At 61.6% G+C, this 15,270-nt stretch carries 16 protein-coding genes and 1 tRNA gene; 10 read left to right on the top strand and 7 right to left on the bottom strand.

The genetic code is table 11. The annotated features are described in order from the left end of the window. Nucleotides 1–2: 2 nt before the first annotated feature. The 4 genes from ACXYL9_RS07400 to grxC all read right to left on the bottom strand — a co-directional run bounded on the left by ACXYL9_RS07400 (nucleotide 3) and on the right by grxC (nucleotide 1,695). Nucleotides 3–79 (bottom strand) — tRNA-Arg (locus ACXYL9_RS07400). Nucleotides 80–122: 43 nt separating this feature from the next. Next, nucleotides 123–605 (bottom strand): DUF1178 family protein, encoded by a 483-nt coding sequence (locus ACXYL9_RS07395; protein ID WP_459038939.1) that lies wholly within the window; start codon nucleotides 603–605, stop codon nucleotides 123–125. After that, nucleotides 602–1,426, bottom strand: a complete 825-nt coding sequence (locus ACXYL9_RS07390) for a carbon-nitrogen hydrolase family protein (protein WP_459039875.1) — start codon at nucleotides 1,424–1,426, stop codon at nucleotides 602–604. Before ACXYL9_RS07390 ends, ACXYL9_RS07395 begins: the two co-directional genes overlap by 4 nt. 2 nt (nucleotides 1,427–1,428) lie before the next feature. Then, nucleotides 1,429–1,695: a glutaredoxin 3 gene (grxC, locus tag ACXYL9_RS07385; protein WP_459038938.1), complete on the bottom strand. Its 267-nt coding sequence runs from the start codon at nucleotides 1,693–1,695 to the stop codon at nucleotides 1,429–1,431. 165 nt (nucleotides 1,696–1,860) lie between these two features. Between grxC and ACXYL9_RS07380 the strand changes: the two genes are divergently transcribed. After that, on the top strand, nucleotides 1,861–2,340 hold the full coding sequence (locus ACXYL9_RS07380; protein WP_459038937.1) for an Hsp20 family protein: 480 nt from the start codon (nucleotides 1,861–1,863) through the stop codon (nucleotides 2,338–2,340). 388 nt (nucleotides 2,341–2,728) lie between these two features. Here the strand turns inward: ACXYL9_RS07380 and ACXYL9_RS07375 are convergent, their stop codons facing one another. The 3 genes from ACXYL9_RS07375 to tpiA all read right to left on the bottom strand — a co-directional run bounded on the left by ACXYL9_RS07375 (nucleotide 2,729) and on the right by tpiA (nucleotide 5,700). Then, entirely contained in the window at nucleotides 2,729–4,363 is a 1,635-nt protein-coding gene (locus tag ACXYL9_RS07375; RefSeq protein WP_459038936.1) for a CTP synthase, read from the bottom strand. A 92-nt stretch (nucleotides 4,364–4,455) separates the two neighbouring features. Further along, nucleotides 4,456–4,830 (bottom strand): preprotein translocase subunit SecG, encoded by a 375-nt coding sequence (gene secG / locus ACXYL9_RS07370; protein ID WP_459038935.1) that lies wholly within the window; start codon nucleotides 4,828–4,830, stop codon nucleotides 4,456–4,458. Nucleotides 4,831–4,935: 105 nt separating this feature from the next. After that, the gene (tpiA, locus tag ACXYL9_RS07365) at nucleotides 4,936–5,700 is read right to left on the bottom strand and encodes a triose-phosphate isomerase (RefSeq protein ID WP_459038934.1); all 765 of its coding nucleotides are present in this window, start codon (nucleotides 5,698–5,700) and stop codon (nucleotides 4,936–4,938) included. A 192-nt stretch (nucleotides 5,701–5,892) separates the two neighbouring features. Between tpiA and ACXYL9_RS07360 the strand changes: the two genes are divergently transcribed. Genes ACXYL9_RS07360 through ACXYL9_RS07320 form a run of 9 tightly spaced genes read left to right on the top strand, consistent with a single transcriptional unit; the run spans nucleotide 5,893 to nucleotide 15,206 of the window. After that, entirely contained in the window at nucleotides 5,893–7,833 is a 1,941-nt protein-coding gene (locus ACXYL9_RS07360; RefSeq protein ID WP_459038933.1) for a peptidylprolyl isomerase, read from the top strand. A gap of 19 nt (nucleotides 7,834–7,852) precedes the next feature. After that, nucleotides 7,853–9,358, top strand: coding sequence for an anthranilate synthase component I (trpE, locus tag ACXYL9_RS07355; RefSeq protein ID WP_459039874.1), 1,506 nt, complete (start codon nucleotides 7,853–7,855; stop codon nucleotides 9,356–9,358). After that, on the top strand, nucleotides 9,355–10,191 hold the full coding sequence (locus ACXYL9_RS07350; RefSeq protein ID WP_459038932.1) for a phosphodiester glycosidase family protein: 837 nt from the start codon (nucleotides 9,355–9,357) through the stop codon (nucleotides 10,189–10,191). Before trpE ends, ACXYL9_RS07350 begins: the two co-directional genes overlap by 4 nt. Then, the gene (gene pip / locus ACXYL9_RS07345; protein WP_459038931.1) at nucleotides 10,191–11,168 is read left to right on the top strand and encodes a prolyl aminopeptidase; all 978 of its coding nucleotides are present in this window, start codon (nucleotides 10,191–10,193) and stop codon (nucleotides 11,166–11,168) included. The genes ACXYL9_RS07350 and pip overlap by 1 nt, the downstream gene beginning before the upstream one ends. Next, complete coding sequence (locus ACXYL9_RS07340) at nucleotides 11,165–11,764, top strand: anthranilate synthase component II (protein ID WP_459038930.1); 600 nt, start codon at nucleotides 11,165–11,167, stop codon at nucleotides 11,762–11,764. Before pip ends, ACXYL9_RS07340 begins: the two co-directional genes overlap by 4 nt. Beyond that, complete coding sequence (gene trpD, locus ACXYL9_RS07335) at nucleotides 11,761–12,753, top strand: anthranilate phosphoribosyltransferase (protein WP_459038929.1); 993 nt, start codon at nucleotides 11,761–11,763, stop codon at nucleotides 12,751–12,753. The genes ACXYL9_RS07340 and trpD overlap by 4 nt, the downstream gene beginning before the upstream one ends. Before the next feature lie 4 nt (nucleotides 12,754–12,757). After that, on the top strand, nucleotides 12,758–13,546 hold the full coding sequence (gene trpC, locus ACXYL9_RS07330; protein WP_459038928.1) for an indole-3-glycerol phosphate synthase TrpC: 789 nt from the start codon (nucleotides 12,758–12,760) through the stop codon (nucleotides 13,544–13,546). Then, nucleotides 13,546–14,019, top strand: a complete 474-nt coding sequence (gene moaC, locus ACXYL9_RS07325; protein ID WP_459038927.1) for a cyclic pyranopterin monophosphate synthase MoaC — start codon at nucleotides 13,546–13,548, stop codon at nucleotides 14,017–14,019. Before trpC ends, moaC begins: the two co-directional genes overlap by 1 nt. Further along, nucleotides 14,016–15,206 (top strand): molybdopterin molybdotransferase MoeA, encoded by a 1,191-nt coding sequence (locus ACXYL9_RS07320; protein ID WP_459038926.1) that lies wholly within the window; start codon nucleotides 14,016–14,018, stop codon nucleotides 15,204–15,206. Before moaC ends, ACXYL9_RS07320 begins: the two co-directional genes overlap by 4 nt. Nucleotides 15,207–15,270 lie beyond the last annotated feature (64 nt).

Genomic DNA, 15,270 nt, shown 5'->3' with positions numbered 1-15,270 from the left:
GATGGTGCGCCCGACAGGATTCGAACCTGTGGCCCCCAGATTAGGAATCTGGTGCTCTATCCGACTGAGCTACGGGCGCCCCGCCGTGCGCTTTAGCAGCCTGTTCAATGCACGCAATAAAGTCAGTTGAGTTCGTCGGGCGGAGGCACAGGTATCAGCAGCGGAGCGACGGCAATGCCTTCGTCAACCAGGACCTGCGCCTCTTCGAGGGTCGCTTCACCATGGATCAGCTTCTCGTCGGCTTCGCCGTAATGCATGGCACGCGACTGCTCGGCGAATTTCTCGCCGACCCATGTGCTCTGCTTGATCGTTTCGGCCTGCACTCTGGCCAGGGCCTTCATTGCCTCGACCAGCTTGGGCGGGAGCGATTGCCCCCCGGCTCCGCCGCTGACCGGCAGTGCGGTCTTTTCCTGCGTTGCCATGACTTCCCTGCCGTTGGACTTCGACGGTACCGCCGGAGCCATGGGAGCCTTCGTAACCTGTTCGCACCCGCATTGCGGGCAGGACAGAAGGCCACGCTCTCGCTGGCTTTCATATTCTGCGCTCGAGCCAAACCACCCCTCAAAACGGTGGGAATTGGAACAGGACAGGTCGAATACGATCATGGCCGCGTTTCTCTAGCGACCGGTCGGCGGTTGGCAAGGCTTGGCACCTGCGCACGTACTGCAGCAATCCGATCAAGGTCGAGATCGACCACACCGACCCCGCGCTGATCGCCTCCCATGTCGAGCAAGACCTCGCCCCATGGATCAACGACCAGGCTGTGGCCATAGGTTTGGCGACCGTCTTCGTGATCTCCAACCTGCGCTGCCGCAACAACGAAGGCGCTGGCTTCAATCGCCCGCGCGCGTTGGAGCACGTGCCAGTGCGCCTTGCCGGTCGGGACGGTAAAAGCGGCTGGAATTGCGATGACGTCGCAGGGTATCGCTCCAAGAGCCTCGAACATGGCGGGGAAGCGGATGTCGTAACAAATGGTCAGGCCGAGCGTGCCGAGTGGAGTTTGCGCGGTCACCACCCTGTCGCCGGCGGCATAGGCGTTGGACTCGCGCCAGCTTTCGCCGCTGGCAAGATCGACGTCGAACATGTGCATCTTGTCGTATCGGGCCAAGATCTCGCCGCTATCGTCGATCACGAAGGCACGGTTGACCCACCGCCCCTCGCCATCGTCGAGCGCAAGCGACCCGATATTGAGCCAGATATTATGTTCGGCCGCGGCGCGGCGCGCTCGGGCCAGCACGGGGTCGTCTTCTTCATGGCAGATCACATCGACCGCGCGGGAACGGTTGCGATCGAGGAGACCGGTCATTTCCGGTGTGAAGAGCATGGTCGCATGGCCCATAGCGGCCTCGTCGATCGCTTCTTCCAATGCGGCGGCATTTGCTACCGGGTCGATACCCGATCGCATCTGGGCAACCGCTATTCGCATAGTCATCCGCCTCCCAGCATCGCGTCGAGCTTACCGGCACGCTCGAGCGCATGAAGTTCATCGCTGCCGCCGACATGGGTTTCGCCGATAAAGATTTGCGGCACGGTGCGAGCCCCCGGAGCCCGGCTCGCCATCTCGTCGCGCTTGGGTCCGCCCATGGTGATGTCGAACTCATTATAGTCGACACCTTTCTGATCGAGCAGCCGCTTGGCCCGGAAACAGAACCCGCAACCGAATTTGGTGTAGATATCGATATTGGGTGAAGACATAGAATTATCCTTGTATTCTAAATGCTTGCACAGTCTTGAAAGCCCCCGCGCCGATACTATATCGTGCAGGCGGAGCGATGCCACAACGGGTTGCTCCACACAAACAACGGGATGCCGCGCCAGCGGGTCCCGAATTCGACAAATTGCTCACAGGAGAATTTGATTATGTCACGTCTTGATTTTACCCCCTACCGTCGCAGCACCGTCGGCTTTGATCGGCTATTCGATATGCTCGAAAGCCAGGTCCGCCAGGGTGGCAACGACAACTATCCGCCGTTTAATATCGAAAAGCGTGGCGAAGACGAATATCGCATCACGCTGGCGATCGCCGGCTTTCGGCCAGAAGATCTCGATATTACGGCCCAGCAAAACCTATTGACCGTCACCGGCAAGAAGCGGGACGAAAATGTCGAGGGCGAAATGCTGCATGTCGGCATCGCCAATCGCGGGTTCGAACGCCGTTTCGAACTGGCCGATTACGTCCGCGTGGCCAATGCCGACCTGTCCGATGGATTGCTGGCGATCGATCTCGTTCGGGAGGTACCCGATGCGATGAAACCGAAGAAGATACTCATCGGTGACCAGAAGCAGCTGAAGATGGTCGATGGTGACAAGGCAAACGAGAAGGACGCCGACGCCGCCTGACCGCGTCGCGCACGCCTTCCGGTGCAAATGCAAGGGGCTCGCCTCCACGTAGGGGCGGGCCCTTTTCGTTACAGCTTGCAGTTCTGGAAAGGAAAGGGGCGGACCCGCTTGAAGATCCGCCCCGCGACGTAGACGCCGCCCTGTCCGTCTCTAACCGTCCGGGTCGCAGAAGACGATCAAAGCCGGGACAAGCTCGCTGAATTTCAGTGAGCGCCCCCTCCCCCTTAGCATTGCCAAGCGCAACGCTGCGTTCTTCATGCTACCAAGATTGCCAAAGATAAAGGGAGAACCGGCATCTTCGCACCTTGATTTGCCGTTCCGGTATGCGAGTCTTTACGAAAGTTGCGCAAAATCGGTATTTGCGGATTATCGCACTTTCGAGTGAGAGCTACACGAGTCGCGACTGGTGCAATGCTGCCTCGATGAATCCGGAAAAAAGCGGGTGCGGGTCGAAGGGTTTCGACTTGAGTTCGGGATGAAATTGTACCCCGACAAACCAAGGATGGTCAGGACGTTCGACGATTTCGGGCAGTAGCCCGTCCGGCGACATGCCCGAGAATATCAGACCCTGGCTTTCCAGCGCATCGCGATAAGCGACATTGACTTCGTAACGATGACGGTGCCGCTCCGAGATCGAAGTCGCGCCACCATATAGCGTGCTGACGTGGCTGTTGCCGTCGAGCTTGGCTTCGTAAGCGCCGAGCCTCATCGTGCCGCCAAGGTCGCCGCCTGCCTCGCGTTTCTCCAGCCCTTCTGCGGTCATCCATTCTGTGATGATCCCCACCACCGGTTCGTCTGTATGGCCGAATTCGGTAGACGACGCTGTATTGTGGCCAGCAGACCGCGCGGCCTCAATGCAGGCCATTTGCATGCCGAGACAGATGCCCAGGAATGGCACCTTGCGTTCGCGGGCAAATCGTACGCTGGCTATCTTGCCCTCGCTGCCGCGTTCGCCGAACCCGCCCGGCACGAGGATGGCGTGCATCGGCTCGAGCTTGGCGGCGATTTCTTCGTCGTTTCCTTCGAAGACCTCGGCGTCGATCCACTTGATGTTGACCTTGACGCGATTGGCCATGCCACCATGCACGAGCGCTTCGTTCAAAGACTTGTAGGCATCCTGCAGACCGACATATTTGCCGACCACGCCAATTGTCACTTCACCTTCGGGGTGGAAATAACGATCGGTAACGTCGTTCCACGCTGCAAGATCAGGTTCGGGGGCGTCTGTGATGCCGAAGCCGCGCAGAACCTCCGCGTCGAGACCCTCCTGGTGGTATTGCAGCGGCACCGAGTAGATCGAGGGCGCATCCAGCGCCGGAATCACAGCCTGTTTGCGCACATTGCAGAAATTGGCGATTTTCTGGCGCTCGCTATCGGGCAGCGGATGCTCGGCGCGGCACAGCAGGACGTCGGGCTTGATGCCGAGACTTGCGAGTTCCCGAACCGAATGCTGGGTCGGTTTGGTCTTCAATTCGCCTGCAGCGGCGATGTAGGGCACCAGCGTTACATGGACGCTGAGGGTCTGCAGCGGCTCCAGATCGTTCCTGAGCTGGCGGATCGCCTCCATGAAAGGCAGCGATTCGATATCGCCCACGGTCCCGCCGATCTCGCACAAGATGAAATCGAGATCGTCCTGATCGGCCAGCGCGAAGTCCTTGATCGCGTCGGTGACGTGCGGGATCACCTGCACGGTGGCGCCGAGATAATCCCCGCGCCGTTCCTTGGCGATAATGTCCTGGTAAACACGGCCCGAAGTGATGTTATCACTCTGCCGGGCGGAAACGCCGGTAAACCGCTCGTAATGGCCCAGGTCCAGGTCAGTCTCGGCCCCGTCGTCGGTGACATAGACTTCACCATGCTGATACGGGCTCATCGTGCCAGGATCGACATTGAGGTACGGATCGAACTTGCGAATGCGGACCTTATAGCCACGCGCTTGCAGCAGCGCGCCGAGGCTCGCCGCCATGAGACCTTTTCCGAGCGAGGAGACCACGCCGCCGGTGATGAAAATATACCGCGCCATGGGGGTTGGGCCTTAGTCGGTAGATTGGATTCGGCGCAAGCAGAATGCGCGGACAATCATCCGCAATCCACAAGTCGCGTTTAAATTTTGGTTTATTCGCCAGAAGGCGTGAGCGGATCTGCTGCATCCGCAGGTTCTGCAGTATCAGATACATCCTGCCCGTTCGGCGCCGCCAGGGGGTCAGCTTCGTTCGCAGCTACGCTTCGATCAAGCGTCGATTCGATGGCGTCACCGCTGTTAACATCAACCGCCACCGCAGCCAGCGCAATCGACAGGCCGACGAAAGCCACGGCAAGCCACTTGGTGGTGCGGCTGAGAAAATCCGCCGCCCCGCGCGCGCTCATCATACCGCCGGGACTCCCGCCAATGCCGAGCCCCCCGCCCTCGCTGCGCTGCATCAGGACGACAGCCACGAGGGCTGCGGCCACGATGGCCTGGACAACAGTGAGAAACAGAAACAGCGACATGAAACGAAGCTCGCAACAACAGGTGGAATGGCGCGCATTTAGGAGCGCAGGGGGCGAGACACAAGGCTTGTCTCCCTGCTTTGCCCCTCGCGATTGCGCAGGGGCTTACTGGTCGTCGCCCTCTCCGGCGGCGAGCGCGATGTTCATAAAGCTGTCAGCGGCAAGGCTTGCCCCGCCAACCAAAGCTCCACCGACCTCTGCCACAGCGAGGATCTCGCGGGCGTTTTCCGGCTTGACCGACCCGCCGTAAAGGATGCGAACCTGGCTCCCGCCCTGTGCACCGAAACGCTCGACCAAGAAGGCACGAATCGATGCGTGCATGGCGGCAATGTCGTCTAACGTCGGGGTGCGACCGGTCCCGATCGCCCAGATCGGTTCATACGCCACCGACAGGCGTTCGCCGGTCTGATCGAAGGACTCGGGAAGCGAAGCCCGCAGCTGATTCAGTACATATTCTTCGTGCTTGCCACCCTCGCGGGTCTTCTCTGGCTCGCCGCAGCACAGGATGACTTCGAGTCCTGCTTCAATCGCTGCTTCCAGCTTGGCCCGAACTTCTTCACTGCTCTCGCCATGACCTTCGCGACGCTCGCTATGGCCGAGGATGACGAACTTCGCGCCGGCATCGGCCACCATCGCGGCCGAGACATCGCCGGTGTGAGGGCCGTCGGTCCCGGGATGACAATCCTGCGCACCGACAGCGATTTGTTCCGCCTCACGGTGGACGGCGTGAATCAGAGTGTACGGCGGAGCGACCGCTACCTCGACCTTCATGTAGCGCTGGGCTGCACGATCGATCGCGCGTGCTTCGGAAAGCATCGCCCTGGTACCGTTCATTTTCCAATTGCCGACGATATACGGTCGGAGAGACATGTTGAGGTCCTGAAATAACTATTCGCGCAATCCCTATGCGCGATGGGGGCGGGGTCCGCTAGCCGATGCTGGCCTGCTAGTCAAAACCCTTTGCAACCTGTTGCGGCTGGGTCGCAGCCCATCTAAGGCGTTGCCGACCAATGCGCCAGCCCCCACCTGGTGCGTGCCATTCATGCTCGGATAGATTTCACGATGATCAGTGCGTTTCGCAAGTTTTTCCAGTCCAAGATCGGTATCGCTATTACGCTTGCCTTTCTCGGTCTCATCGCCTTCGCCTTCGCTAGCGCGGACGTTACCAGCTCGGGTACCTTCGGCGGCGTCTCGGGCAGCGACCGGGTCGCGGTGGTCGGTGACGAAAAGATCGGCACTGCCGAATTGCGCCGGGCGGCGGAAAACGCTCTCGACCAGATGCGGCAGGGCAACCCCACACTGTCGATGCCCGCATTCATCGAACAGGGTGGACTTGAACGGGTCACAGAGAGCCTTCTCGACCGGATCGCGATCGCCGAATTCGGGCGCAAATATGGGCTGCGTGCGGGCGACAACCTGATCAACAGCCAGATCCGAATGATCGCGGCCTTTCGCGGTGCCGATGGCACTTTTGACGAGCAAGCTTATCGCGCCGCCATCGCACGCCAGGGACTGAGCGATGCTATGGTTCGGGACGATCTCGCCGACGGCCTGATCGCCGAACAGGTCATCCAGCCGGCCGGCTTCGGCACCGTCATTCCTGACAAGCTGGCGAGCCGCTATGCCGCCTTGTTCAAGGAACGTCGCAAGGGTGCCATCGGCCTGCTTGAGGCCGATGCCTATGCTCCGACAGATGACCCGACCGACAAGCAGGTTAGCGACTACTACACTGCAAATCGCGGTGACTACATCCGCCCTGAACGGCGCGTGGTTCGCTATGCGACATTCGGTGCCGATGCAGTGGGCAATGTTGCGGCCCCGACCGATGCCGAGATCGCCAGCCGCTACGAAAAGGATTCGGCCCGCTACGCAGCGAGCGAGAATCGCACCGTTACGCAGTTGGTGGTCACCACCCAAGCCGCAGCTCAATCGATCCGCCAACGGGTCCAGAACGGCGCGTCGCTCGACGCGGTTGCCCGCGAGGCAGGCTTCGATACGACCAAGATCGGACCGGTTACGCGCAGCGACTATAGCTCGCAGACCTCGGCCGAAGTTGCCGCAGCAGTGTTCTCTGCATCGCGAGGCAGCGTGGCCGAAGTTCGCCGCAGTCCGCTTGGTTGGCATGTCATCCGCGTCGACGCGGTTGACCGCAAGGCCGGCCAATCGCTCGCACAAGCGCGTACAGAAATCGTCGAAACGCTGACGGCAGAAAAGCGTCGCCGTGCTTTCAACGAACTCGCCGCAGATATCGAGGACCGGTTCGCCAGCGGCGAATCTCTGCCCGATGTGGCCAAGGCTATTGGCGCCGAAATCCGGGTAACGAAGCCGATCACCGCGTCCGGTCTCGTCTACGGCGCGGAAAACGAACGCGCGCCGGAAATTCTTGAACGGGCGTTGCCTACCCTGTTCCAGATGCAGGAAGAAGAACCGCAATTGGCCGAAGCCGTGCCGGGCGAAACCTTCCTCCTGTTCGAAGCGAGCAACATCACGACCTCGGCGTCAGCCCCGCTGGCGGAAATCCGTGATACGATCATCGCCGACTGGCGCCGCGCGGAAGGGGCCAAGCGGGCCAGGGCCGCCGCCGACCGCGTCATGAAGCGCATTGCCGACGGCCAGACCCTGGGCGCAGCCATGGCGGCGGAGAAGAAGCGCTTGCCGCCGGTCGACCAGCTCAACATTACCCGTGAGCAACTGCTTGAACGCGGCGGCAATGTGCCAGCGCCGCTGGCGCTGTTCTTCAGCATGGCCCAAGGCACGCAGAAAAAGCTCGAAGGGCCGCGCAATGTCGGCTGGTTCGTGGTTGATGTGGACAGTATCGAAGCCGGCACGATCAGCCGCGACGATCCGCTGTTTGCGCAGACCAAGGCGCAGTTCGGCAATGCCGTGGGCGAGGAGTTCGCCGCCCAGATGCGTACCGCCATCCGGAAGGACGTCTCCGTCGAGCGTAACGAAGCAGCCATCGAAGCCGTAAAGCGCCAGCTGACCGGCCAAGCCCAGCAGTAAGGAGGCTCTCCTGTCCGGCATCGGTCTCCGCAATCGCGATGCCGCTCGCGAGCAATTGGCAGCTGGCGCCCCGGCTCTGGTCTGGCGCGAGGTCGTTGCCGATACCCAGACGCCGGTCGGTGCCGCTCTCAAGCTGATTGAGCCGGGCCGCGGCGATTTCCTGCTGGAATCGGTCGAAGGCGGAGAAGTGCGCGGGCGCTATAGCCTGCTCGGTCTAGATCCCGATCTGGTGTTTCGCGCACGGAACGAAAGCGGCGAGATCAATCGCCGTTGGCAGCAGGACCACACCGCTTTCGAAGCCGGCGAAGAAGCAAGCCTCGTCACCCTCCGCGCTTTGATTGAAGAGTGCCGTATCGAGGTGCCGGAAGGATTGCCGCCAGCGCTTGCCTGCCTGGTCGGATATTTCGCCTACGAAACCATCGGCCAGGTAGAGACATTGCCGCGTGCGCCACAGAGCAAACTCGACCTGCCGGACATGGTCTTTACGCGCCCGACCCTGTTGCTTGTGTTCGATTCACTCACCGACAAGCTATTCGTGATCGCGCCGCTCTGGCCCGACGAGGGCAGGACGAACGAAGTCCTGGACGATGCCGCCGAGCGGATTGACGAAACACTGCGCAAGCTGGCTGGTGCCACCCCAGAACCTGCTTCGGCAAAAGACCTGCCCGACATGGCCCTGCAACCCGAACTTGCCGCGCAGGACTATGCCGCGATGGTCGGCCGGGCGAAAGACTACATCACCGCAGGCGATGTCTTCCAGGTGGTCCTAGCACAGCGGTTTACCTGTCCGTTTCCCTTGCCGCCGATGGCGCTTTATCGCGCACTGCGGCGGATCAATCCCTCGCCCTTCCTCTATTTCCTCGACCTGCCCGGATTTGCCGTTGTCGGCTCGAGCCCGGAGATTCTCGTCCGCCTGCGCGATGGAGAGGTGACCATTCGCCCCATCGCGGGTACCCGCCCCCGCGGAGCGACCCCTGAGGCCGACCGCGAAGCGGAAACTGGCCTGCTCGCCGATGCCAAGGAGCGCGCGGAACACCTCATGCTGCTTGACCTGGGCCGCAACGATATCGGCCGGGTTGCAGCCAGCGGCAGCGTCGAGGTGACCGACAGCTTCACCGTCGAACGCTATAGCCATGTCATGCATATCGTCAGCAATGTGGTGGGTCAGCTCGATCCCGCGCACGACGCGCTCGACGCGTTATTCGCAGGCTTCCCTGCCGGCACGGTCAGCGGCGCACCCAAGCTGCGCGCCTGCGAAATCATTGCCGAACTGGAGCCGGAAACGCGCGGCCCATATGCAGGCGGCGTCGGCTATTTCGCGCCCGACGGAGATTTTGACAGCTGCATCGTCTTGCGTACCGCCGTAGTGAAAGACGAAGTGATGCATGTGCAGGCCGGCGCAGGGATCGTTGCCGACAGTGATCCGGTCTATGAACAACGCGAATGCGAAGCCAAGGCAGGCGCCTTGATCGCTGCCGCCCGCGAGGCGGCGCGCATCGCAACCGAACCCGGATTTGGCCAATGAAACGTAGCTTGCTTGCCCTTGCCCCCGCCCTGCTCCTCGCGGCCTGCGGACCAAAGCCCGAGGGTGAGGCTGTCACCACGCTCGAATTCGGGGAGGACGGAACCAAGATCGTCCGCAACGACGGTGACAACGGCACCCAGGTGGCGGCAGACGTATCGCCAGCGACCTCTACTGCAAGCGCCTGCGAAAAGGTCACTTTCGAGGAGGTTGCCCTCACCCATTGCATCGCCGATCCGGCGCGGCACCGCATAACCACCGTGTTGGGCGATCCTTATCGCGGCTTTTCGCAACTGGCCAAGGCCCGCAGCGGCGCCGACCCGGCCTTCGCCATGAACGGCGGAATGTTCGACGCTGCCGGAAAACCGATCGGCTATTATGTCGAGCGCAGCGAACGGCTGAAGGAGCTGAGCACCGCTGATGGGCCAGGCAATTTCCATCTCAAGCCCAATGGCGTTTTCTATGGCAGCGACGGTGAATGGCGCATCCGCGCAACGCCGAGTTTCCTCGGCAATGTTTCCGACCGTCCCAAGTTCGGCACGCAAAGCGGGCCGATGCTGCTGATCGATGGCAAGCTTCATCCCGAGTTTTCGCAGGACGGCCCCTCGCGCCAGATCCGCAACGGGGTGGGCGTCGATAGCAAGGGTCGCGCCCATTTCGTCATCGCGGACGCGCCAATCAGCTTTGGCAAGTTCGCGCGATTCTTCCGCGACGTCGCGAATACGCCCAATGCGCTATTCCTTGACGGCAATGTATCGTCGCTGTGGGACCCGGCGAGTGGCCGGATGGATACCCACGCGCCGCTCGGACCGTTGATCGTGGTGGAGAACAAGTGATGCCCCAAGGCAATATGCAGACCTACGAACGCACTCTCTATCCCGAGATCGAGCCGTACGAGACCGGCATGTTCGATGTCGGCGAAGGCCACTCGCTCTATTACGAGCGAGTCGGTACGAAGGGCGCGAAACCGGCGATATTTCTCCACGGTGGCCCTGGCGGCGGGATGAGCCCGATGCACCGGCGGCAGTGGGACCCGGCGCTTTATGACGTGTTGCTGTTCGACCAGCGCGGATGCGGCAAATCGCTTCCCTTTGCCGAGATCGAGAACAACGACACCTGGCGCATCGTCGAGGATATCGAGCGTTTGCGCACAATGTGCGGCCATGAGGCATGGCAGGTTTTCGGCGGCAGCTGGGGCGCCACGCTGGCGCTCGCTTATGCCCAGAAATACCCGCAGCGGACCACCGAACTGGTGCTGCGCGGCGTGTTCCTAGCCCGACAGAAGGAAAAGGACTGGCTCTATCGCTACGGCGCGAGCGAGGTCATGGCTGAACAGTGGGATGATTTCACCGGCCTGATCCCCGAGGCCGAGCGCGGCGATCTCGTCCGCGCCTATCACGACCGGCTGACCAGCGATGACGAAGCCACCCGTCTTGCCGCCGCCAAGGAATGGTCGCTGTGGGAAGGCACCGTCGCCACGCTTCTGCCCGACGAGGCCCTACTCGGAGATTTTGCCGACCCGTCGAAAGCCCTTCCTTTCGCCCGCATCTGCGCGCGCTTCTTCCTCAACGATTTCTATCTCGAGGAAGCCCAACTCCTGCGCGACGTGCATAAGATCAAGCATATTCCCGGCATCATCGTGCAGGGCCGCCATGATATCTGCACCCCGCCAACCTCGGCATGGGAGCTCAAGAAAGCGTGGCCTGAGGCCGATCTGCGGATAGTACATGATGCCGGGCACAGCGCTGGCGAACCGGGCATCATTGATGGGCTCGTGCGCGCGACCGACGAACTTGCAGGCAAGTCGCCGTGATCCTGGTCGTCGACAATTACGACAGCTTTACCTTCAATCTCGTCCATTACTTGATGGAGCTGGGGGCCGAGGTCCGGGTCGAGCGCAATGACGCCCTGACCGCGCGCGACGCTGTCACGAGCGGGGCCAAGGGCATCCTTATCTCCCCAGGCCCCTGTACGCCCAATGAAGCCGGGATCAGTCTCGACCTCGTTTCTGCGTGCGCAGACGAAACCATGCCGTTGCTCGGTGTGTGCCTGGGCCACCAGGCTATCGGCCAACATTTCGGCGGGCGCGTGGTCCAGGGCGGTTTGATGCACGGCAAGACTTCGCCGGTTGCCCACGACGGCAGCGGGGTGTTCGCAGGCCTGCCCTCGCCTTTCACGGCTACGCGCTATCACTCGTTGGTAGTAAAGGACATTCCGGCGGTTCTGGAGGTAAATGCCACTAGCGAAACGCCGGGCCTTGACGGGACCATGGTAATGGGTTTTCGTCACCGCGACCTGCCCATCCACGGCGTGCAGTTCCACCCTGAAAGCATCGCCACCGAGCATGGCCACGACCTGCTCGCCAATTTCCTGTCGCTATGCGGCATCGAACCCAAGGTCCGGCCATGAAGACCCTCCCCCTCGCCGTCCCCCACATGAACGAGGCCGAGGCCGAGGAAGTCTTCGGCTGGATACTTGACGGCGAAGCGAGCGAAGAAGAAATCGCCCGCTTCCTGCTTGCGATGACCGAACGCAGCGAGACATCGGAGGAAATTGCCGGCGCCGCGCGGGCGCTGAGGGCGCGGCTGATCCCGGTCCAGGCGCCCGAAAACGCGGTCGATTGTTGCGGCACCGGCGGCGATGGACACCACACGCTCAACGTGTCGACCGCAGTTAGCCTGGTGGTGGCGGCAGCGGGCGTGCCGGTGGCGAAGCATGGGAACCGTGCTGCCTCGTCAAAGTCGGGTGCAGCCGACACGCTCGAAGCGCTCGGCCTCGACATGGAAGCGGCCGGACGAACGGCGGAAAAGACGTTGGCCGAAATCGGCATCTGCTTCCTGTTCGCGAAGAACCATCACCCGGCCATGGGGCGCATCCAGCCCATCCGGCAAAAGCTCGGCAAACGCACGATCTTCAACCTGATGGGGCCGCTGTCGAACCCGGCTGGGGTCAAGCGTCAGCTGATCGGGATTGCGCGGCCAGGCTATGTGCCAATCTACGCCGCCGCCAAGGCGCGGCTTGGGACCGAGCGAACCTATATCGTTTCGGGCGATGAAGGGCTCGACGAGCTGAGTTTGGCGGGCGGCAACGAATTGGCGGATGTGACCGGCGATGATTTTGAAATGCGCCGCATCGACGCGTCGATAATTGGGCTTTCCCATGCGCCGGTCGAGGCAATCCGCGGCGGCGACGCAGCGCACAATGCCAAGGCACTCATGGCCTTACTCCAAGGTATGCCCGGCCCGTATCGCGATGCAGTCATCCTCAACGCAGCCGCCACCCTGATGGCCGCCGAAGCTGTCGAGAACTGGCAGCATGGCGCGGACCTGGCGACCGAGGCTCTCGACAGCGGCAAGGCGAAGGATCTGCTGGGGCGCTGGATCGAGTTGGCGCGTTGACCCGATGAACAAGCTCGAGGAAATCTGCGCTGCGAAGGTGATCGAAGTGGCCCAGCGGCGCGCGTCACTGTCGCAGGCCGAACTATCCGATCGGATCGCCTCCCAATCACCGCCACGCGGGTTCGAGGCAGCCCTCCGGCAGAAAACGCAAGACGGGTTCGCTCTGATCGCAGAGATCAAGAAGGCTTCTCCTTCCAAAGGCCTCATCCGCGCCGATTTCCAGCCCGCCGACCATGCCCGCGCCTATCAGGCAGGCGGTGCGGCCTGTCTTTCTGTCCTAACCGACGAAGATTATTTCCAGGGCCATGCGGATTATCTGCGCGAAGCCCGCGCGGCATGTTCCCTGCCCGTGTTGCGCAAGGATTTCATGGTCGACCCGTGGCAATGCGTCGAAGCGCGCGCGATGGGTGCGGATGCCATCCTGATTATCGTTGCTGCACTGACTGACGCACAAATGCAGGAAATTGAGCACGCCGCGCGCGAACAGCGTATGGACGTGCTGGTGGAGGTTCACGACGAAACCGAGATGGAGCGCGCTCATCAACTGCAATCGCGGCTGATCGGGGTGAACAACCGTGACCTAAAAACATTTACGACTGACCTTGCCACCACGGAACAGCTGGCTCCACTGGCCCCCGTTGATGCCTTGCTAGTGGGCGAGAGCGGTATCTCTACCCATGCCGATTGCCAGCGCCTCGCCCGCGCCGAGGTGCGTAGCTTCCTGGTCGGTGAAAGCCTTATGCGACAGGACGATGTTGAGGTCGCAACCCGCGCGCTGCTACAAGGCGAATAATGGCAAAATCACTCACTCATCTCGACGAGACCGGATCAGCACATATGGTCGATGTCGGCACCAAAACAGCGACACATCGAATGGCGCGTGCGCGCGGCGTAATTCACATGAGCAAGGAAGCGCTTGCCGCTATCAAAGCGGGGGATGCGCCCAAGGGAGATGTTCTATCCGCAGCGCGTATCGCCGGCATCATGGCTGCCAAGAAAACCAGCGAACTGATCCCGCTGTGCCATCCCATTGCACTCGATGCAGTAGACATTGAGTTCGATTATCTGGAGGACGGGATCGCGGCAACTGCCAAGGCTTCGCTGACAGCGAAGACCGGCGTGGAAATGGAAGCGATGACCGCGGTCTCGATCACACTGTTGACAATTTATGATATGGCCAAGGCGCTCGACAAAGGCATGGTCCTGGGGGATATCCGCCTGATCGAAAAGCGCGGCGGCAAATCGGGGCACTGGCGAGCGGAATGACCGCGACGGGTCTCTCTGTCGAACAGGCGCAGGAGCGAATGCTGGCACTGCTGGAACCGCTGCCAAGCGAGACGATGTCTGTCGAAAATGCGCTTGGTCATTATCTCGCCTCTCCGCTGGTCGCGTCCCGAACACAGCCCCCTGCCGATCTGTCGGCAATGGATGGATACGCAACAGCCGGTGCTGGACCATGGCAAAGAGTGGGCGAAAGCCGTTGCGGCGAGCCCTACGACGGTAGACTCGCGTCTGGACAATGCGTGCGGATCTCGACCGGAGCGATCCTGCCCACCGGTTCTCAAGCGATCCTTATCCAGGAGAATGCGGGCGTCGAAGGCGGCACGGTAACCCCGCTGGAACCGGTCGAAGCCGGAAGGCACATTCGACGCGAGGGCTTTGAATTCGAGGCCTGCGATCAACTTCTGTCGACGGGCACACGGATCGCCCCGGCACAAGTGGCGCTTGTCCGCGCAGCGGGACAAGCGCAGGTCGAGGCAACCCGCCGCCCGCTCCTGGCCATCCTCGATTGCGGCGACGAACTCTCCAGTGATCCCGCACAGTGCGCGGTCCACCAGATACCTGCCAGCAATGCCGCCATGCTCGAGGCCTTGGCTGGCAGCCTAGCCGGATCGGTCGAAAGACAACCTCCCCTGCCCGACCGGCTGGACAACATCGTCGATGCGTTGGAAACACATCGTGATGCAGATATGCTCGTCCTGACCGGCGGAGCTTCGGTGGGCGACCACGACCTCGTCCGACCAGCGCTCGAGAAAATTGGCGCCAAGCTGGATTTCTGGAAAGTTGCCATGAAACCGGGGAAGCCCCTGATGGTGGCGCAGCGCGATGCCCAGATCATTCTCGGCCTGCCCGGCAATCCGGTCTCGGCTTTCGTCACAGGCTTCTTGTTCATGCTGCCGGGGCTGCGAAAGCTGGCAGGCGCAGCCGAATGCCTGCCGACCAGATTATTACTCCCTCTCGCCAAAGAGCTAGGCCCTGGTGGCGCACGGCGCGAATTCCTGCGCTCCCGCTGGACGGCCACAGGGCTCGTCCCGCTGGGCGAGCAGGACAGCAGCGCCGTTCGCTCACTGGCCGCTGCCGATATCCTGGTCGACAGGCCCGCGCATGGCAAAGCCAGCGCCGCTGGCACGCATGTCCCCTGCTATATTCTACCAAGTGGCAGAATTGCTTGACTTGACCCTTTTGGTTTCCTAATTGTTCTGCATTCGTTCGCATTCGCGTACGATTTTGGAACAG

The sequence above is a fragment of the Qipengyuania sp. CAU 1752 genome (assembly GCF_054482615.1).
Note: the sequence above shows the minus strand (reverse complement) of the source record. Positions and strands in the feature narration are given on the sequence as shown.